The sequence below is a fragment of the Vulcaniibacterium thermophilum genome (assembly GCF_007923255.1).
GTDB lineage: Bacteria > Pseudomonadota > Gammaproteobacteria > Xanthomonadales > Xanthomonadaceae > Lysobacter_F > Lysobacter_F thermophilum.
On the sequence record NZ_VOHJ01000001.1, the window covers coordinates 92869 to 110487 of the forward strand.

The window sequence follows — 17619 nt, forward strand, 5'->3', positions numbered from 1 at the left end:
CCGCGATCCGCGCGCGCGGCCTCACCAAGCGCTTCGGCGCGCTGGTGGCGGTCGATGCGGTCGACCTGACCGTGCCGCGCGCGCACGTGTACGGCTTCCTCGGCCCGAACGGCTCCGGCAAGTCGACCACCATCCGCATGCTGTGCGGGCTGCTGACGCCCGATGCCGGCGAGATCGAAGTGCTGGGCCTGCGCATCCCCGAGCAGGCCGAGGCGCTGCGCCGCCGCGTGGGATATATGACGCAGCGCTTCTCGCTGTTCGACAACCTCACCGTGCGCGAGAACCTGGAGTTCCTCGCCACCATCTACGGCCTGCCGCGCGCCGCGGCGCGTCGCCGCGTGGACGAGCTGCTGGCGAGCTACGACTTCGCCGACCGCACCCGGCAGCTCGCCGGCACGCTCAGCGGCGGACAGAAGCAGCGGCTCGCCTTGGCGGGCGCGATCGTGCACCAGCCCGAGCTGCTGTTCCTCGACGAGCCCACCAGCGCGGTCGATCCGGAATCGCGCCGCGCGTTCTGGGAAACACTGTTCGACCTCGCCGATGCCGGCACCACGCTGCTGGTGTCCACGCACTACATGGACGAAGCGGAGCGCTGCCATCGCCTTGCGATCCTCGACCGCGGCCGGCTGGTGGCCGATGGCACGCCGCGCGAACTCGCCGCCGCGCTCGCCGGCCGCACGCTCGAGGTGCACGCGCAGGCCCCGCGCCCGGCGCAGCGTTTGATCGAGCGCGTCGACGGCGTGCTCAGCGTCGCCCAGATCGGCAACGCCATCCGCGTGCTGTGCGACGACGCCGACGCGACACGCGCGAGGATCGCGCGCACGCTCGCCGATGCCGGCATCGGTGCGGCGATCGACGCGGTGACCCCGTCGCTGGAGGACGTGTTCGTCGCCGCCACCCGTGCCCGCGAGGCGCGGGGGAAGGCCGCATGAACGGGCAGCGGCTGTTCGCGATCATGCTCAAGGAGCTGCGCCAGTTGCGGCGCGACCGCATCACGCTGGCCATGATCGTCGGCATCCCGGTGCTGCAGCTCGTGCTGTTCGGCTACGCCATCAACCTCAACGTGCGCGGCCTTCCCGCGGTGATCGCCGACCAGGCCAACACCGCCGGTTCGCGCGCCGCGGTGATGGACATGCTGGCGAGCGGCGTGATCGCGCCGGTCGCCGACGTGCCCACCCCGCAGCAGGCCGAGGCGCTGCTGCGCCAGGGCGTGGCGAGCGTCGCCGTGGTGGTGCCGCACGATTTCGAACGCCGGCTCGCCGACGGCCGCGAGGCGATCCAGGTGGTGGTCGACGGCTCCGACACGGTGGTGCAGAGCGCCGCCGCCCAGCTCGCGCAGATGCCATTGGGTGCGTCGGCGCGCGCCGCCCGCGCCGAGCCGGCGATCGCCGTGGTCGCGTTCTACAACCCGCAGCGCCGGTCGGCGCTCAACATCGTGCCCGGCCTGATCGGCGTGATCCTGACCATGACGATGGTGCTGTTCACCTCGGTCGCCATCGTGCGCGAGCGCGAACGCGGCAACATGGAGCTGCTGATCGCAACGCCCATCAGCCGCAGCGAACTGATAGTCGGCAAGGTGCTGCCGTACGTGGCGATCGGGCTGGTGCAGACCAGCGTCGTGCTCGCGCTCGGGCTGTGGCTGTTCGACGTGCCCATCCGCGGCAGCGTGCTCGATGTCTACCTCGCCGCGCTGCTGCTGATCCTCGCCAACCTCACCCTCGGCCTGCTGATTTCCACCCGCGCGCAGTCGCAGTTCCAGGCGATGCAGATGACGTTCTTCGTGTTCCTGCCGTCGATCCTGCTGTCCGGCTTCATGTTCCCGTTCGCCGGCATGCCGCGCTTCGCGCAATGGATCGCCGAACTGCTGCCGCTCACCCACTTCCTGCGCCTGATCCGCGGCATCGTCCTGCGCGGCGCCGCGCTCGCCGAACTGTGGCCGGACGCGGTCGCGCTGCTGGTCTTCACCGCGGCGATGATGACGTTCGCCATCCTGCGGTTCCGTAAGCGGCTCGACTGACGCCCCGAAGCCCCTCTCCCGCGTCGCGGGGTGAGGAGGCGCGCTTGCGAGCCGCAGGCTCGCGCGCCGACGAACGCCCGCCGCGCTGCGGCGGGCCGGACGAGGGGTTGGGGTGAGGGTGAACCGGACGCAAGCGAAGGGCGTCAGCGCACCCCACGCCCACCCATTTGCGGCCATCCCCCACCTTCCCGCACAGTCCCGCCCACGCCTTCCGGAGTTCCGCCATGCGCAAACCGCTTCTGGGCCTCCTGCTCTCCGTGTTCGCCGGCCTCGCCTGCGCCGCCGACGTCACGCTCGTCACCGCCGCCCGCATCCACACCATGGACGCACGCCAGCCCACCGCGGAGGCGCTGGCGTACGACGACAGCGGCCGCATCCTCGCCGTCGGCACGCGCGCCGAGCTGCAGCGCCGCTACCCGAACGCGAAGCATCTCGACGTCGGCACCGCCACCGTCGTCCCCGGCCTGATCGACGCCCACGCGCACGTCTCGGGCCTCGGCATGACGCGCCTCACCGCCGACCTCGTCGGCGCGCGCGACAAGGCCGACGTGATCGCGCGCCTGCGCGCGTTCGAGCGCGAACTGCCGCAAGGCGCATGGCTGATCGGCCGCGGCTGGGATCAGAACGACTGGCCGGACAAGCGCTTCCCCACCGCCGCCGACCTCGACGCCGCGTTCCCGCAACGCCCGGTGTGGCTGGAGCGCGTCGACGGCCACGCCGGCTGGGCCAACACCGCCGCCATGCGCGCGGTGAAGCGCGACCTGCGCGGCGACTGGCAGCCCGACGGCGGCCGCATCGAGCGCACCGCGAACGGCGAGCCGACCGGCATCTTCATCGACGCCGCGATGGCGCTGATCGACCAGGCGCGCCCGCCGCTCGACGAGGCCACCGCCGAGCGCGCGCTGGTGCTCGGCATGCAGGAAGCGGTCGCGCACGGCCTCACCGGTATCCACGACGCCGGCATCAACCTCGCCGAGCTGCAGCGCTACCGCCGCCTCGCCGACCGCAACGCGCTGCCGCTGCGCATCACCGCGATGGCCGCGGGCGACGGCGATGCGCTCGCGTTCCTGTGCGAGCACGGCCTCTATCGCCATCCCGGTGGCCGCCTGCAGATGCGCACGGTCAAGGTGTACGCCGACGGCGCGCTCGGCAGCCGCGGTGCCGCATTGCTGGCCGACTACAGCGACGATGCCGGCAACCGCGGCCTGATGCTGACCTCACCCGCGGACCTCGCGCGCATCGCCGCGCGCGCCAAGCAATGCGGCGTGCAGGCCGCCACCCACGGCATCGGCGACCGCGGCAACCGCGAGATCCTCGACGCCTACGCGCGTGTGCTCGGCAACGACGCGCGCGGCGACCACCGCTGGCGGATCGAACACGCGCAGGTGCTGGCGCTCGACGACCTCGCGCGCTTCGCCGAACTTGGCGTCATCGCCTCGATGCAGCCGACGCACGCCACCAGCGACATGCCCTGGGCCGAGGACCGCGTCGGCCCCGAGCGCATCGTCGGCGCCTACGCCTGGCGCCAGCTCCGCGACCGCGGCGCCCGCCTGGCGCTCGGCTCCGATGCGCCGGTCGAATCCATCGACCCGCGCCTCGGCCTGTACGCCGCCGTCGCCCGCGCCGATGCCGAAGGCCAACCCGTCGGCGGCTGGCGCCCGCAGGAAAAGCTGACGAACTTCGAGGCGCTGCGCGGCTTCACTCTGGATGCCGCCTACGCGGGCTTCGCGGAACACGACGTCGGCAGCCTCGCAGTGGGCAAGCGCGCCGACTTCGTCGTCCTCGCCGAAGACCCGCTCGCCGCGGAAGCCGCCGCACTACGCAAGCTCACCGTGCTCGCCACCTACGTCGACGGCAAACCCGTCTTCCAGCGCCAGCAAGCAAAGTAGGGCGCCTCTCTCCCTCCCCTGCGAATGCAGGGGAGGGCCGGGGAGGGGTTGAGCAGTAACCCGACCGCGCGCACCGAGCCGGGGGCGCTCACGCCGCACGGTCTTGCGACGCCTCCAATCGATACCGGGTGTGGCAGGCTGGCGATATTCTCGACGGCTGCGCTCATATGCTCCTCTGCCAGTGGTTCTCCTCTATGAAGCACCCTGTTCAGAGCGGGCAGGTGTGCGGGTCAAGAACTCATCCGCACACAAACGTGGCGAGAACTGCCGTTGCGAATGGCGTAACGGCAATGTCCCGGCTCGCAGCGTTGAGGCTGTAAGGGGGAAACATGGAAGCGACCACCGGCGGCTGCCTCTGCGGCAACGTCCGCCTCGAAGCGCGGGGTCGGCCTTACCGCGTCGGCCTCTGCCATTGCCTGGACTGCCGCAAGCACCACGGCGCGCTGTTCCACGCCTCGGCGATCTATCCGCAGGAGGCGGTGACGGTCGAAGGCGAGGCCCGCGACTATGCCGGCCGCTTTTTCTGCCCGCGGTGCGGGTCTTCGGTGTTTTCGCGCAGCGGTGACGAGGTGGAGGTGCATCTGGGCGCGCTCGATGCGCCCGACCGCTTCACGCCCACCTACGAGCTGTGGACCGTCCGCCGGGAAGCCTGGCTGCCGCCCTTTCCGCTGGCGAGGCGCTACCCGCGCGACCGCGAGTCGGAGAGCCGCACGGAGCCGTAGCGGCCGACACCGCTGCCGCCCGCGGCGATCTCCGGGGCGCTTTTTCCACCGGAACGGCGAGAGCGGCGTACCCGGCGCGATACGCCGCCGGACCGCACGCAGACGAGGGGCCTACGCCCCCGCCTCCACCGTCACCACCCGCCCGCGCAGCGAATTCGACAGCGCCTCGGTGATCTGCACCTGCACGAACTGGCCGACCAGGCGCCTGGGGGCGGGGAAGTTCACGTAGCGCATGTTTTCGGTGCGGCCGGTCAGCTCGTCGGGGTTTTTCTTCGACGGGCCTTCGACCAGCACGGTCTGCACGGTGCCCACCATCGCCTGCGAAATGCGCGCGGCATTCGCGTTGATCGCCGCCTGCAGGCGGGCGAGGCGGGCGTGCTTTTCGGTATCCGTGACGTCGTCCGGCAGGTCGGCGGCCGGGGTGCCGGGGCGGCGGGAATAGATGAAGGAGAACGACTGGTCGAAGCCGACGTCCTCGATCAGCTTCATGGTCTTTTCGAAATCGGCGTCGGTTTCGCCGGGGAAGCCGACGATGAAATCCGAGCTGATCGAAATGTCCGGCCGCACCGCGCGCAGCTTGCGGATCCTCTGCTTGTATTCGAGCGCGGTGTAGCCGCGCTTCATCGCGGCGAGGATGCGGTCGCTGCCGGCCTGCACGGGCAGGTGCAGGTAGTTGGCGAGCTTGGGCACGTCGCGGAAGGCCTCGATCAGCGAGTCGCTGAATTCGACCGGGTGCGAGGTGGTGAAGCGGATGCGGCCGATGCCGTCGATTTCGGCGATGGCGCGGATCAGCAGGGCGAGGTCGGCGACTTCGCCGTCGCCGTACGGGCCGCGGTAGGCGTTGACGTTCTGGCCGAGCAGGTTGACCTCGCGCACGCCCTGCGCGGCGAGCTGGGCCACTTCCACCAGCACGTCCTCGAACGGACGGCTGACTTCCTCGCCGCGGGTGTAGGGGACCACGCAGAAGCTGCAGTACTTGGAGCAGCCTTCCATGATCGAGACGAACGCGGTCGGGCCTTCGGCGCGCGGCTCGGGCAGGCGGTCGAACTTCTCGATCTCGGGGAAGCTGATGTCCACCTGCGGCTGGCCGGTTTCGCGCTTGGCGCGGATCAGCTCGGGCAGGCGGTGCAGGGTCTGCGGACCGAACACCAGGTCGACGTAGGGCGCGCGCTTGATGATCGCCTCGCCCTCCTGGCTGGCCACGCAGCCGCCGACGCCGATGATCACCGGGCGGCCGGCCTTCTTCAGCGTCTTCCAGCGGCCGAGCTGGCTGAACACCTTCTCCTGCGCCTTCTCGCGGATGGAGCAGGTGTTGATGAGGATGACGTCGGCCTCCTCGGCCCTGTCGGTCAGCTCCAGGCCTTCGGACGCGGCGAGCAGGTCGGCCATCTTGGCCGAGTCGTACTCGTTCATCTGGCACCCGTGGGTCTGGATGTAGAGCTTGCCGGTCGCCGGCTTGCCGTCGCGGGTGGCGGAACGGGCTTCGGCGTCGAGGACGGGGAGGTCGATCAGGTCGGTCATGGCGGTGTCCGGGGGCGGCGGCGGTTAATCCGGGCCGGAGGCCGCGCAGTGTACCCGTGCCCGGCACCGGACGGTGCCCGCGGCGTCGGTCGCGACCGGTTGCCCCACCCCGCCCCCTCTCCGCCCGCTGGGAAGGGGTTTCGATGCGTGGGGGGGCTCACCCCAACCCCTCGTCCGGCCCTTGGCGCAGCGCGGCGGGCGTTCGTCGGCGCGCGAACCTGCGGCTCGCAAGCACGCCTCCTCATCCGCCCGCGGGAGAGAGGCTCATCAGGGCGGAGGCGATGAAGGCCGCCCCGCAATCACGTTTTTGAACCCGGGTCTTGGCATTTCACACGGACACCCGCCACACTGGCGGCATGGGGAAGGGGTGGGGCCTGCCATTGACGCTTCTGTGCCTGCTGGCCGCCGGGCCGGCAGCGGCGGGCACCGTTTACCGTTGCGAAACCGCCGACGGCATTCCCAGCTACGTCAGCAAGCGCGTACCCGGGGCGGAGTGCACCGTGGTCAGCCGCTACCGGGCGGGGCGCTCGCGCCCGGCGCCCGCGCGTCCCGCGCCGTCCGCTCCGGTGACCGTCGCGTCCGCGAGCGACGGGGCCGCCACGCCTGCGCCGGCCGCGCCCGTACCGGTCGCCGCGTCCGCGCCGGCCGCCGCAGGCACCCCGGCCCGCCGCCTGGTCCAGGGGCAGATCTACTCCTACGTCAAGGATGGCGTGCGGCACTACACCAGCCGCCCGCCGAAGGGTGTGGCCGGCGTGGACTCGATGCGGACCATCCGCTACAGCTTCATGGAGACCTGCTACGCCTGCGCCGCGCTGCCGGGCGTCAACTTCGGGCGGGTCCGCCTCAACACCGACGCCTATCGCGACGAGATCGCCGCCGCCTCGCGCGAGTTCGGCGTCGACGAGGCGGTGGTGCGCGCGATCATCCATGCCGAGTCCGCGTTCAACCCCAATGCCCTGTCGAGGGTAGGCGCGCAGGGGCTGATGCAGCTCATGCCGGCGACCGCGCGCCGCTTCGGGGTCAGCAACGCGTTCGACGCCGCGCAGAACATCCGCGGCGGCGTGCAGTACCTCGCCTGGCTGCTCAAGCGCTTCAACGGCAACCTCACCCTGGCGGCTGCCGGCTACAACGCGGGCGAGGGCGCGGTCGACCGCTACGGCGGCGTGCCGCCCTACAACGAGACGCAGCGCTACGTACAGCGCGTGGCCCAGCTCGCCGAGCGCTACCGCAGCGCGCTCAACCCGGTCGCCGCCAACCGCTGAACCCCGGCGCGGGCGGGCGTCCGGCGCAGTCGCGGATTGTCGGGCTCCTTCACCTTCCGCTACACTTTCGTGTCTTTTGAGCCGCGAGCCATCGCCAGTGGCGGGCCCTGCGGCACGGCTTCGACTTTCAACGCTTTGCGGAGTGCCGGATGGCCAATCCAGGGGTCAACGATCCAATTGAGCCCGTCAACACCGGTCGCCGTCGGTTCCTGACCATGACCACCGCCGTGGTGGGCGCGGTCGGTGCCGGAGTCGCGGCGGTCCCCTTCATCAAGTCGTGGAATCCGAGCGCGCGGGCCAAGCTCGCCGGCGCGCCGGTGATCGCCGACATCGGCGCCCTGCAGGAAGGTCAGCGTCTGATCTTCGAATGGCGTGGGCAGCCGATCTGGATCGTCAAGCGCTCCAAGGCGGTGCTCGAGGCGCTGCCGACGCTCAACGACCAGTTGCGCGACCCGATGTCGGAGAACCCGGAGCAGCAGCCGCCCTACATCAAGGGCGTCACGCGCTCGCTGAAGCCGGAAATCTCGGTGCTGGTGGGGCTGTGCACGCATCTGGGCTGCTCGCCCGAGATGAAGGCGGAGATCCGCCCCGAGCCGTTCGATCCGAACTGGAAGGGCGGCTACTTCTGCCCCTGCCACAAGTCGAAGTTCGACATGGCCGGGCGCGTGTTCGAGGGCGTGCCGGCGCCGACCAACCTGATCGTGCCGCCGCATCACTATGAGAACGACACCACGATCGTGATCGGCGTGGATCCCCAGGGAGCTGCCTGACCATGGCGAACGAGAAGCATTCGGCCCCCCTCGATCCGGCGACGGGCCTCGTCGCCGCCGTGCGTGCCTGGTTCGACGACCGCGCGCCGGGCATGGGCGTGGCCTACAAGAAGCACATGTCGGAGTATTTCGCTCCGAAGAACTTCAACGTCTGGTACTACTTCGGCTCGCTGGCGCTGCTGGTGCTGGTGAACCAGATCGTCACCGGCATCTTCCTGACGATGCACTTCAAGCCGAGCGCCGCGGAAGCGTTCGCCTCGGTCGAGTACATCATGCGCGACGTCGAGTGGGGCTGGCTGATCCGGTACATGCATTCCACCGGCGCCTCGCTGTTCTTCATCGTCGTTTACCTGCACATGTTCCGCGGGCTGATGTACGGCAGCTACCAGAAGCCGCGCGAGCTGGTGTGGATCCTCGGCATGGTGATCTACCTCGTGCTGATGGCCGAGGCGTTCATGGGCTACGTGCTGCCGTGGGGCCAGATGTCGTTCTGGGGCGCCAAGGTGATCATCTCGCTGTTCGGCGCCATTCCGGTGATCGGCAACGGGCTCACCGAGTGGATCATGGGCGACTACCTGCCCGGCGACGCCACCCTCAACCGCTTCTTCGCGCTGCACGTGATCGCGCTGCCGCTGGTGCTGCTGCTGCTGGTGGTGCTGCACCTGGGGGCGCTGCACGAGGTCGGCTCGAACAACCCCGACGGCGTGGACATCAAGAAGGGGCCGAAGGGCAACCGCTGGTCGAAGGACGCGCCGGCCGACGGCATCCCGTTCCACCCGTACTACACGGTGAAGGACCTGTTCGGCGTCGGCTTCTTCCTGCTGATCGCCGCTTTCATCATCTTCTTCACTCCGGAGTTCGGCGGCTGGTTCCTCGAGCACGACAACTTCACCGAGGCCAACCGCCTGGTGACGCCGGAGCACATCAAGCCGGTGTGGTACTTCACCCCGTACTACGCGATGCTGCGCGTCGTTCCGGACAAGCTCGGCGGCGTGCTGGTGATGTTCGGCGCGATCGTGCTGCTGTTCTTCGTGCCCTGGCTCGATCGGGCGAAGGTGCGCTCGTTCCGCTACCGCGGCTGGATCTCGAAGACGGCGCTGGCGGTGTTCGCGATCAGCTTCGTCTGGCTGGGCAAGATCGGCGCCGGTCCGGGCACCGACCCGGTCGAGACGCAGATCGGCCGCGTGCTGACTTTCCTCTACTTCGCGTTCTTCATCACGATGCCGCTGTGGACCAAGATCGACAAGACCAAGCCGGTGCCGGAACGGGTGAAGCTGCATGACTAAGATCCAGTCTCTCGCCCGTCGTGTGGGCGCGCTCGCGCTGGTGTGCGCGGGCCTGTTCGGCGCCGCCCCGGTTCTCGCCGCCGGCGCCGGCAACGTGCAGCCGGCCGGCACCGACCTCGGCGACCGCGCGTCGCTGCAGCGCGGCGCCAAGCTGTACATGAACTACTGCTCCGGCTGCCATTCGCTGAAGTACCTGCGCTACTCGCGCATGGCCGAGGATCTCGGCCTGACCGAGGAGCAGGTGATGCAGAACCTCAACTTCACCGGCGCCAAGTTCGGCGAGCACATCAACGTCGCGATGACGCCGGAGCAGGGCACCCAGTGGTTCGGCAAGAACCCGCCGGACCTCAGCCTGGTCGCGCGCGTGCGCGGCCGCGACTGGGTGTACACCTATCTGAAGTCGTTCTATCTGGACGAGTCGCGCCCGATGGGGTGGAACAACACCCTGTTCGCCAACGCCTCGATGCCCAACCCGCTGTGGAAGCTGCAGGGCCTGCAGGTCGCCGAGTACGGCGCGCCGGACAAGGCGACCGGCGAACGTCCGGTCACCGGCCTGAAGCTGCTGCACGCCGGGCAGCTCGACGAGGCCGAGTTCGATCAGGTCGTGCGCGACATCACCGCTTTCCTCGAGTACGCCGGCGAACCGGCCGCGCTCAAGCGCCAGAGCATCGGCGTGTGGGTGATCCTGTTCCTCGCGCTGTTCACCTTCCTCGCCTGGTTGTTGAAGCGGGAGTACTGGCGCGACGTCCACTGACGTCGAAGCGAAGGCGATCCGGCGCGGCTCCTCCGTGGGCCGCGCCCGCGCGATTGGCGTTCGAGGCCGTGACGACCGCCCGCACCGGGTGGGCGGCGTCGTGCGACCGGCGGATTCCGGTCGCGGGAGAGGTCGATGATGGCCGCGAGTCCTCGTATGCGTAATGCCTTGACCCTGTTTTCCTCCGTCGATTGCGTCCTATGCCACCGCGTGCGCCTGGTGCTCGCGGCGAAGGGCGTGACCTACGACCTGGTTCCCGTCGATCCGCAGAATCCACCCGAGGATCTGATCGACCTGAACCCGTACCACTCCGTGCCGACGCTGGTCGAGCGCGATCTGGTGCTGTACGCGGCGAGCGTCGTCAGCGAGTACCTCGACGAGCGCTATCCGCATCCGCCGCTGATGCCGGTCGATCCGCTTTCGCGCGCGCGGCTGCGGCTGGCGATGCTGCGCATCGAGCACGACTGGGTGCCGCAGGTGCAGGCGATTCAACTCGGCAACAAGGCGCAGGCCGAGGCCGGCCGCAAGCGGCTCAAGGAGCTGCTGACCGCGTCGGTCCCGCTGTTCAAGGCCAGCAAGTTCTTCCTGAATCCCGAGATGAGCCTCGCCGACTGCGCGATGGCGCCGATCATCTGGCGTCTGCCGGCGCTCGGCGTGCCGCTGCCGAAGGACGGCAAGGTGATCGAGGATTACGGCAACCGCATCTTCCGCAATCCGGGTTTCGCGCGCAGCCTGACCGAGCAGGAGCGCAAGCTGCGCGAGCTGCCGGCCTGACGGGCGTCGGGATGGGGTGCATCAAAGAGGGCCTGCGGGCCCTCTTTCGTTTCGGGCATGCATGGGATTCATCGGCCGGTGAAGCCGGGCGCCGGACGCGGCGTGCCCAGGGGAACGTCCATTGGGTTCCCGCTTGCGCGGGAACGACGAGCGTGACGAGGCAGCGCGTAGGTTGGGCTGAGCGCAGCGAAGCCCAACGGGCAGGCCGGCGTGGCATGGCCGGTTGCGTCGGGCTTCGCCTCCAGCTCAGCCCGAGCTACGCGAGCTGTCGAAGGGCCGAAGGAGGGAGCGACGCGGCATGGGCGCAGGTGAGGCCGGCGCAGTGCGTCATGCGTCGCCTGCCGGTTCCGCCGGTTGCTCGTCCGAAGCGGGCGGCCGGCGCGGCGCGGGCAGGCGGTCGGCCTTGCGCAGCGCGTCGCGCAGCACGTATTCGATCTGCGCGTTGAGGCTGCGCAGTTCGTCGTCCGCCCAGCGCTGCATGGCCGCGAGCACCTCGGCGCTGATCCGCAGCGGGTAGGCCTTGCGCTCGCTCATCGGTGCGGGGGACCCGACGGCGGACGCGCGCGTGCCACAGTGGCGACGATCGCGATTCCCAGCCCGTTCACCGCCACGAGCATCGCCAGCACCACCAGCAACTGACGGGCGCGGTCTTCGCCCGCCCACAGCATGCCGGCGCCGCCGAGCAGCACCGCGAAGCCGGTGGCGGCGAGCAGCCGCGAGAGGCGGCGCGCGAGCGCCGCCGGATCGCGCACCGTGCGCGCGTCCAGACCGGCGATCAGGTGCAGATGCCCACGCGAGACCATGCCGGCGATGACGAACAGCGGCGCGGCGCTGACCGCGAAGATGAGCGGCAGGAGCCACTTGTCGAAGTCCATGGCCGTGCGCCCTCAGTACAGCGTGCCGGCGTTGACGATCGGTTGCGTGCCGCGCTCGCCGCACAGCACCACCAGCAGGTTGCTGACCATCTGCGCCTTGCGCTCCTCGTCGAGGTGGACGACGCCGTTCTTCTGCAGTTCGGCCAGCGCCAGTTCGACCATGCCGACCGCGCCGGCGACGATGCGCGTGCGCGCGGCGACCACGGCGTTCGCCTGCTGGCGCTGCAGCATGGCCTGCGCGATCTCCGGCGCGTAGGCGAGGTGGCTGATGCGGGCGTCGAGCACCTGCACGCCGGCGTCCGCCAGCCGCTCCTGCAGTTCGTCGCGCAGGTGCTGCGAGATCTCGCTGGCGTGGCTGCGCAGCGAAAGCTGGCCGGGCTCGTGCTGGTCGTAGGGGTAGCTGGTCGCCATCGCGCGCAGGGCGGATTCCGACTGGATATGCACGAAGCTCTCATAGTCGTCGACGTTGTAGACGGCCTCCGCCGAGTCGACCACCTGCCAGACGATCACCGCGGCGATCTCGATCGGGCTGCCGTCCAGTTCGTTGACCTTGAGCTTGCCGCTCTCGAAGTTGCGCACGCGCAGCGAGAGCTTCTTCTTGCCGTAGAAGGGGTTGTTCCAGCGCAGGCCGTCCTGCTTGACGGTGCCGACGTACTTGCCGAACAGGCTGAGCACCGCGGCCTGATTGGGCTCGACCATGTACAGGCCGAACAGCAGGAAGAAGGCGACGACCGCGACGGCGACGCCGGCGACGGCCCGCGCGGGGGCGTCCTGGCTCGCGCCGGTCAACAGCAGGAAACCGCCGACCAGGAGTGCCGCGAGCAGGACCAGCAGGACGGGGATGCCGGGCAGGGAACGGATCGGGTTTTCTCTCATGGGACACCTCGGGTGTTTGCGAATTGATATCACATCGATATCAATCCGCGTGGCCGTATGTCGGGAAAGAGGGTGGTTTGGAACGCGGGTGCCGGGGCCGCGGATCGGGCAGCGAAGCCCGACATCGCGTTGCCGGGCGACGTTGGGCTTCGCCTTCGGCTCGGCCCAACCTACGGTCGATCGCGTCGTCGCCCGAATTCCTCGTCCGGCCCGCGGTGGAGAGGGGCCAAGGCCAAGGGGGCTGGCGGTCAGCGTGCCTTGAGGCGGTACAGGGGGGCGGCGACGAATTCGCCGGTGGCGTAGAGGTGGCGGCCGTCGGCGGACCAGGCGAGCGCTTCGGCCTGCGGCATCCAGGGCAGGGGGATCACGCGAATCGGGCGGCGCAGGCCTTCGGCCCAGCCGTCGCGGCCACGCGCGTACAACAGCACGTGGCGGTAGGTCATCACCGCGAGGGTGCGGCCGTCGGGGGCGAGGTCGGCGGCGGTGACCTGGGTCGCCAGGCGCGCGCCCTGCGGATCGCGGCGGCGCTCCTCGGCGTCCGGCTGCGGCATGCCGCCGAGCGTGCCGATCCGCCGGGCGGTGACGCGCTCGATGCCGGGCGGGTGCAGCGGCACCGCGAACAACTCCGGCGGCCGCCGGCGCTTGGAGATCAACAGCACCTCGCCGCGCGCCGCGTCCACCGCCACCGCCTCGGCGTCGCGCGCGCCGTCGGGCCAGCGGAACGCGACCGACCACGCGGGGGCGATCCGCCCGTTGGCGACCCGCGCAGGCTCGGCGAACACGTGCAACTGCAGCGTGCGCCGCAGGCCGCCGTTATCGCCGATGTCGGCCACCAGCAGATAGTCGCGTCCGCGCAGGCGGAATGCGGCCATGTCTTCCCAGTCGGTCTTGGTGACGCCTTCCACGCGCAGGGTCGCCAGCCGGTTGCCTTCCTCGTCGGTGGCGAACAGCCGCGCCGGATTGCCGCCATCGTCGTGCATCCACAGCACGCCCGGATGCGCGCGCGAGGCGGCCAGGCCGCTGACCTCGCCGAGTTGCGCGTCGAGCAGCATGCCCGCCACCTCGTGCCCGGGCGCCTCCGACGAGGGCGTCTGCCCGCAGCCCGCAAGCAAGGCGGCGAGCGCGAGCGCATACGCGGCGGCGTGGGGGAGACGCGTCATCCGGCAAGCATCGCATGCCGGCGCACGGCGCCATAGGCGCGGACGCTAGACTTACGCGCCCTCCCACGGACACCCGCCATGACCACGCTCGGTACGCCGCTGTCGCCCCATGCCTTCCGTGTGCTGCTGCTGGGGTCGGGCGAGTTGGGCAAGGAGGTGGCGATCGAGCTGCAGCGCCTGGGCGTCGAAGTGATCGCCGCCGACCGCTATGCCGATGCGCCGGCGATGCAGGTGGCGCATCGCAGCCATGTGCTCGACATGCTCGATGGGGCCGCGGTGCGCGCGCTGGTCGAGCGCGAGCGGCCGCACCTGATCGTGCCGGAGATCGAGGCGATCCATACCCAGACGCTGCTCGAGCTGGAGCAGGAGTACGCCCGCACCGGCGCGGCGACCCGCATCATCCCGACCGCGCGCGCGGCGCGGCTGACGATGGATCGCGAAGGCATCCGTCGGCTGGCGGCGGAAACGCTCGGCCTGCCGACCTCGCCGTACCGTTTCGTCGACACGATCGAGGACTACCGCGCGGCGGTGCGCGAACTGGGTCTGCCGTGCGTGGTGAAGCCGGTGATGTCCTCCTCCGGCAAGGGCCAGAGTCTCGTTCGCCGCGAGGACGAGATCGACGCCGCCTGGGACTATGCGCAGACCGGCGGTCGCGCCGGTCGCGGCCGGGTGATCGTCGAGGGCTTCGTCGACTTCGATTACGAGATCACCCTGCTGACCGTGCGCCATGCCGGCGGCACCACCTTCTGCGCGCCGATCGGCCACCTGCAGAAGGACGGCGACTACCGCGAGAGCTGGATGCCGCAGCCGATGAGCGAGGCCGCGCTGCGCCGCTCGCAGCAGATCGCGCGTGCGATCACCGACGACCTCGGCGGCTGGGGCGTGTTCGGCGTCGAGCTGTTCGTGAAGGGCGACGAGGTGTGGTTCAGCGAAGTCTCGCCGCGCCCGCACGACACCGGGCTGGTGACGCTGATCGCGCAGGACCTGAGCGAATTCGCGCTGCACGCGCGCGCCATCCTCGGCCTGCCGATCCCGGCGGTCCGGCAGTACGCGCCGGCCGCGTCGTGCGCGGTGCTGGCGCATGGCCACGGCGTGCCGGTGTTCGACAACGTCGAGGGCGCGCTGCGCGAACCCGACACCGCGCTGCGCCTGTTCGGCAAGCCGCGCGTGGAAGGCCATCGCCGCGTGGCGGTGACGCTGGCGCTGGGCGGGGATGTCGAGCAGGCGCGCGCCAGGGCGCGCGAGGCCGCGGCGGCGTTGCGCATCGAACTGCGCTGAGCGCACTGGCGTCGGTCTTGCGGCCGGCGCACGATGCGGGTGGGAAATCGCGTTCGGGGAGGGCGGCGATGGACGAGGTCCGCGGCTACGCGGTGTATCTGTTCGACGAGGCGCTGCAGGTGCTGGGCGAGGCGATCCGCCCCTACCTGCAGGACGGGCCGGGCGGGCCGCACGTGTTCTGCCGCGAGGTCGATGCCGGCGGGATGCTGCTCAACATGCAGCTCGACGGCCGCATGGCCGACGGCAAGCCGGTGGCGATCGAGCTGATGGTGCCGACCGGCATGGTGCGGATGATCGTCTCCGCGCGCAGCGACGGCGCGTTCGGCTTCCATCCGCGGTCGCAGGCGGCCCCGGCGGTGGCGGCGCTGGACGACTAGCGCGGCGGCGACAGATCGGCCCACACCAGGCGGTGGTCGCTGGCCTCGACCAGCTCCGCGCCCGGCGTGCCGCTGCGTGGCCAGAACACGCCGGCGCGGCGCACGGCAAGCCCGCGCGAAGGCAGCACGTAATCCAGCCGCAACGTGCCCGTGCGCGGGCCGAAATCGCCGGTGTGGGTGGCGGTGTCGCCGTCGCGCGGCAGGCCGTAGCGCGCGGCGCGTTCGCTGGCGCCGTCGCTGCGTGGCGCGATCGGCTGGACGCGCGGATGGCGCAGGAGCTGGTCGATCGCGCCCGCTTCGCCCGCGCCGTCGTGCGGGTCGGCGTTGAGGTCGCCGAGGATCACGAACGCGGCCCCGCGCGGCAGCCCGCCGCAGCGGCCGCGGTCGTCGCACAGCCAGGGCGCGTCGCCGTCGAGGTAGTGCGCCCACAGCGCGATCTCGTCGGCGTTGCGCAGGCCGTTGCGGTTCTCCGGACCGTCGAACACCGGCGGCGTGGGATGCGAGGCGAGCACGTGCAGGCGCCCGAGCGGCGTGTCCACCGGCACATCCCAGTGCGATTTCGAGGACAGCCGCAGTTGCGCCCACACCGCATCGGCATGGAACGGGCGACCGTCCGGCCAGTGCGGCCGGCGCGCGCCGGGCACCGCGCTCCAGCGCAGCAGGCGGAACGTGCGCGCGGCGTCGGCGTCGATCGGATGGCGCGAGAGCAGCAGCATGCCGTACTGGCCCGGGTGCAGGCCGTAGCCCCAGGCGTCGTCGCCGCGCGCGCGGCCCTCGCGGCCAAGCTCGCCGCTGCCGTCCAGATCGAGTCCGCTGGGCACGCCGGTGTTGACCGGCGCCAGATAGCGGTACGGATAGCGCAGCGGTTCGCCGCCGTCCTGCGCGACCTCCAGGTACCGCCGCTGGAACAGGTCCGCCGCGCGGCCGTGATCGTCGTAGTCGAACTCGTTGAGCAGCACGATGTCCGGGCGCACGCGCTGCAGCACGGCGGCGATGCGGCGCGCCTGCGCGTCGTCGCCCTCGAGCCGGCGGATCAGGCCGCCGGGGGCGTCGTCGTACAGCGAAGTGTTGTAGGTGGCCACGCGCACCACGCGCGGCGGCTCGCGGTGCGTCAGCACACGCACGCAGCCGGCGGCCGCCAGCGCGCCCAGCGCGAGCAGGGCCAGGCGCCAGGGCGTCATGCGAACGCTCCGCGGTCCGGATCGAAATCGCGCCAGCCGCGGCCGTCGAACGCCTCCAGCGGACGGAAGCGGCGCTTGTAGTCCATCTTGGGATGCGCCCCGATCCAGTAGCCGAGGTACAGATGCGCGCGCTGCTCGCGGCGCGCCCATTGCAACTGGTGCAGGATCGCCAGTGTGCCCGGGCTGCGGTGCGCCTCGGCCGGTTCGTAGAACGTGTAGACGGCCGACAGCGCGCCGTCGGCGAGGTCGGTGACGGCGACCGCCAGCAGGCGCCCCCGTTCGCGCAGTTCGAGGAAGCGCACCTCGCTCCAACTGCCGATCAGGAACTGGTCGAACTCGACCGCGCCGTGGTTCTCCATGCCGCCGCCCGGGTGCCGCGACTGCAGGTAACGGCGGTAGAGCGCCAGGTGCTCGTCGCTGCGCACGGCGGGGCACACCCGCGATTCGACCGCGGCGTTGCGCTGCAGACAGCGCCGCTGGGTGCGGTTCGGCACGAACCGCGCGACCGGGATGCGCACCGGCACGCAGGCACGGCAGGCGGCGCAGTGCGGGCGGTAGACGATGTCGCCCGAGCGGCGGAAGCCCCAGGCCAGCGCCAGCGGGTACCAGCGCGGCAGACGCGGATCGCGCGGATCCAGCACCAGATCGCGCGCGACGCGCCCCGGCCAGTAGCCGCAGGCGTGTTCGCCGGTGTGGAAGAGGCGGAGCTCGTCTTCGCCGTGCGCGTCGGTGCCCATGCGCCGCAGCATACCGCCGTCGCCGCCGCGCGCCCGTGGCCGCTGTCGGCGGGCTGAACGCGCCGGGCGCAAGCGGTCAACCGCGCGCCGGCGCACGCGTTACCCCGTGCGCGACGGCGCCGTTCGCCGTCGGGAGCCCC

General features: G+C 70.8%; 18 protein-coding genes. 11 read left to right on the top strand and 7 right to left on the bottom strand.

Translation table 11 applies throughout. The features are described from left to right. Positions 1 to 5 precede the first annotated feature (5 nt). The 4 genes from FQY64_RS00465 to FQY64_RS00480 all read left to right on the top strand — a co-directional run bounded on the left by FQY64_RS00465 (position 6) and on the right by FQY64_RS00480 (position 4628). Positions 6 to 932, top strand: a complete 927-nt coding sequence (locus FQY64_RS00465) for an ABC transporter ATP-binding protein (protein ID WP_146471856.1) — start codon at positions 6 to 8, stop codon at positions 930 to 932. Continuing rightward, positions 929 to 2017 carry an ABC transporter permease gene (locus FQY64_RS00470; protein ID WP_146471736.1) on the top strand — a complete coding sequence of 363 codons (1089 nt, stop codon included), beginning with the start codon at positions 929 to 931 and terminating at the stop codon, positions 2015 to 2017. Before FQY64_RS00465 ends, FQY64_RS00470 begins: the two co-directional genes overlap by 4 nt. A gap of 224 nt (positions 2018 to 2241) precedes the next feature. After that, a complete protein-coding gene (locus FQY64_RS00475; protein ID WP_146471737.1) occupies positions 2242 to 3906 on the top strand; it encodes an amidohydrolase in 1665 nt (554 codons plus the stop codon). Between the two features lie 329 nt (positions 3907 to 4235). Next, the gene (locus FQY64_RS00480; RefSeq protein WP_146471738.1) at positions 4236 to 4628 is read left to right on the top strand and encodes a GFA family protein; all 393 of its coding nucleotides are present in this window, start codon (positions 4236 to 4238) and stop codon (positions 4626 to 4628) included. 111 nt (positions 4629 to 4739) lie between these two features. On the opposite strand, the gene miaB is transcribed toward FQY64_RS00480, so the two are convergent. Continuing rightward, entirely contained in the window at positions 4740 to 6149 is a 1410-nt protein-coding gene (gene miaB, locus FQY64_RS00485) for a tRNA (N6-isopentenyl adenosine(37)-C2)-methylthiotransferase MiaB (protein WP_146471739.1), read from the bottom strand. Between the two features lie 356 nt (positions 6150 to 6505). Here miaB and FQY64_RS00490 point away from each other — a divergent pair, with 356 nt between their 5' ends. From FQY64_RS00490 to FQY64_RS00510, 5 genes are all read left to right on the top strand, one after another. Beyond that, on the top strand, positions 6506 to 7411 hold the full coding sequence (locus tag FQY64_RS00490; RefSeq protein WP_146471740.1) for a lytic transglycosylase domain-containing protein: 906 nt from the start codon (positions 6506 to 6508) through the stop codon (positions 7409 to 7411). Between the two features lie 149 nt (positions 7412 to 7560). Further along, complete coding sequence (gene petA, locus FQY64_RS00495) at positions 7561 to 8181, top strand: ubiquinol-cytochrome c reductase iron-sulfur subunit (protein ID WP_146471741.1); 621 nt, start codon at positions 7561 to 7563, stop codon at positions 8179 to 8181. A gap of 92 nt (positions 8182 to 8273) precedes the next feature. After that, entirely contained in the window at positions 8274 to 9467 is a 1194-nt protein-coding gene (locus FQY64_RS00500; protein ID WP_229814843.1) for a cytochrome b, read from the top strand. Then, the gene (locus FQY64_RS00505; protein ID WP_146471743.1) at positions 9460 to 10221 is read left to right on the top strand and encodes a cytochrome c1; all 762 of its coding nucleotides are present in this window, start codon (positions 9460 to 9462) and stop codon (positions 10219 to 10221) included. Before FQY64_RS00500 ends, FQY64_RS00505 begins: the two co-directional genes overlap by 8 nt. A 138-nt stretch (positions 10222 to 10359) precedes the next feature. Next, complete coding sequence (locus FQY64_RS00510; RefSeq protein ID WP_146471744.1) at positions 10360 to 10995, top strand: glutathione S-transferase N-terminal domain-containing protein; 636 nt, start codon at positions 10360 to 10362, stop codon at positions 10993 to 10995. Between the two features lie 327 nt (positions 10996 to 11322). On the opposite strand, the gene FQY64_RS00515 is transcribed toward FQY64_RS00510, so the two are convergent. The 4 genes from FQY64_RS00515 to FQY64_RS00530 form a co-directional block, all read right to left on the bottom strand. Further along, entirely contained in the window at positions 11323 to 11529 is a 207-nt protein-coding gene (locus tag FQY64_RS00515; protein ID WP_146471745.1) for a type II toxin-antitoxin system antitoxin, read from the bottom strand. Continuing rightward, positions 11526 to 11870, bottom strand: a complete 345-nt coding sequence (locus FQY64_RS00520) for a hypothetical protein (RefSeq protein WP_146471746.1) — start codon at positions 11868 to 11870, stop codon at positions 11526 to 11528. Before FQY64_RS00520 ends, FQY64_RS00515 begins: the two co-directional genes overlap by 4 nt. 12 nt (positions 11871 to 11882) lie before the next feature. Next, a complete protein-coding gene (locus FQY64_RS00525) occupies positions 11883 to 12746 on the bottom strand; it encodes an SPFH domain-containing protein (RefSeq protein ID WP_146471747.1) in 864 nt (287 codons plus the stop codon). Positions 12747 to 12994: 248 nt separating this feature from the next. Beyond that, positions 12995 to 13906, bottom strand: a complete 912-nt coding sequence (locus FQY64_RS00530) for a hypothetical protein (RefSeq protein ID WP_146471748.1) — start codon at positions 13904 to 13906, stop codon at positions 12995 to 12997. A 78-nt stretch (positions 13907 to 13984) separates the two neighbouring features. Here FQY64_RS00530 and purT point away from each other — a divergent pair, with 78 nt between their 5' ends. Next, a complete protein-coding gene (gene purT / locus FQY64_RS00535) occupies positions 13985 to 15184 on the top strand; it encodes a formate-dependent phosphoribosylglycinamide formyltransferase (protein ID WP_146471749.1) in 1200 nt (399 codons plus the stop codon). A 68-nt stretch (positions 15185 to 15252) separates the two neighbouring features. Beyond that, positions 15253 to 15561 (top strand): hypothetical protein, encoded by a 309-nt coding sequence (locus FQY64_RS00540; RefSeq protein WP_146471750.1) that lies wholly within the window; start codon positions 15253 to 15255, stop codon positions 15559 to 15561. Here FQY64_RS00540 and FQY64_RS00545 read toward each other — a convergent pair. Together FQY64_RS00545 and FQY64_RS00550 are read right to left on the bottom strand one after the other, a co-directional pair. Further along, a complete protein-coding gene (locus tag FQY64_RS00545; RefSeq protein ID WP_146471751.1) occupies positions 15558 to 16742 on the bottom strand; it encodes an endonuclease/exonuclease/phosphatase family protein in 1185 nt (394 codons plus the stop codon). The two genes, FQY64_RS00540 and FQY64_RS00545, sit on opposite strands and share 4 nt — an antisense overlap. Then, the gene (locus tag FQY64_RS00550) at positions 16739 to 17479 is read right to left on the bottom strand and encodes an arginyltransferase (protein ID WP_146471752.1); all 741 of its coding nucleotides are present in this window, start codon (positions 17477 to 17479) and stop codon (positions 16739 to 16741) included. Before FQY64_RS00550 ends, FQY64_RS00545 begins: the two co-directional genes overlap by 4 nt. Positions 17480 to 17619: the final 140 nt, after the last annotated feature.

Excerpts from the sequence above, each read along its gene's own strand:
- FQY64_RS00530 (WP_146471748.1), bottom strand. The coding sequence starts at position 13,906 with ATGACGCGTCTCCCCCACGCCGCCGCGTATGCGCTCGCGCTCGCCGCC.
- purT (WP_146471749.1), top strand. The coding sequence starts at position 13,985 with ATGACCACGCTCGGTACGCCGCTGTCGCCCCATGCCTTCCGTGTGCTG.
- FQY64_RS00480 (WP_146471738.1), top strand. The coding sequence starts at position 4,236 with ATGGAAGCGACCACCGGCGGCTGCCTCTGCGGCAACGTCCGCCTCGAA.
- FQY64_RS00510 (WP_146471744.1), top strand. The coding sequence starts at position 10,360 with ATGGCCGCGAGTCCTCGTATGCGTAATGCCTTGACCCTGTTTTCCTCC.
- FQY64_RS00525 (WP_146471747.1), bottom strand. The coding sequence starts at position 12,746 with ATGAGAGAAAACCCGATCCGTTCCCTGCCCGGCATCCCCGTCCTGCTG.
- FQY64_RS00550 (WP_146471752.1), bottom strand. The coding sequence starts at position 17,479 with ATGGGCACCGACGCGCACGGCGAAGACGAGCTCCGCCTCTTCCACACC.
- miaB (WP_146471739.1), bottom strand. The coding sequence starts at position 6,149 with ATGACCGACCTGATCGACCTCCCCGTCCTCGACGCCGAAGCCCGTTCC.
- petA (WP_146471741.1), top strand. The coding sequence starts at position 7,561 with ATGGCCAATCCAGGGGTCAACGATCCAATTGAGCCCGTCAACACCGGT.
- FQY64_RS00540 (WP_146471750.1), top strand. The coding sequence starts at position 15,253 with ATGGACGAGGTCCGCGGCTACGCGGTGTATCTGTTCGACGAGGCGCTG.
- FQY64_RS00505 (WP_146471743.1), top strand. The coding sequence starts at position 9,460 with ATGACTAAGATCCAGTCTCTCGCCCGTCGTGTGGGCGCGCTCGCGCTG.
- FQY64_RS00520 (WP_146471746.1), bottom strand. The coding sequence starts at position 11,870 with ATGGACTTCGACAAGTGGCTCCTGCCGCTCATCTTCGCGGTCAGCGCC.
- FQY64_RS00515 (WP_146471745.1), bottom strand. The coding sequence starts at position 11,529 with ATGAGCGAGCGCAAGGCCTACCCGCTGCGGATCAGCGCCGAGGTGCTC.
- FQY64_RS00490 (WP_146471740.1), top strand. The coding sequence starts at position 6,506 with ATGGGGAAGGGGTGGGGCCTGCCATTGACGCTTCTGTGCCTGCTGGCC.
- FQY64_RS00470 (WP_146471736.1), top strand. The coding sequence starts at position 929 with ATGAACGGGCAGCGGCTGTTCGCGATCATGCTCAAGGAGCTGCGCCAG.
- FQY64_RS00545 (WP_146471751.1), bottom strand. The coding sequence starts at position 16,742 with ATGACGCCCTGGCGCCTGGCCCTGCTCGCGCTGGGCGCGCTGGCGGCC.
- FQY64_RS00475 (WP_146471737.1), top strand. The coding sequence starts at position 2,242 with ATGCGCAAACCGCTTCTGGGCCTCCTGCTCTCCGTGTTCGCCGGCCTC.
- FQY64_RS00500 (WP_229814843.1), top strand. The coding sequence starts at position 8,274 with ATGGGCGTGGCCTACAAGAAGCACATGTCGGAGTATTTCGCTCCGAAG.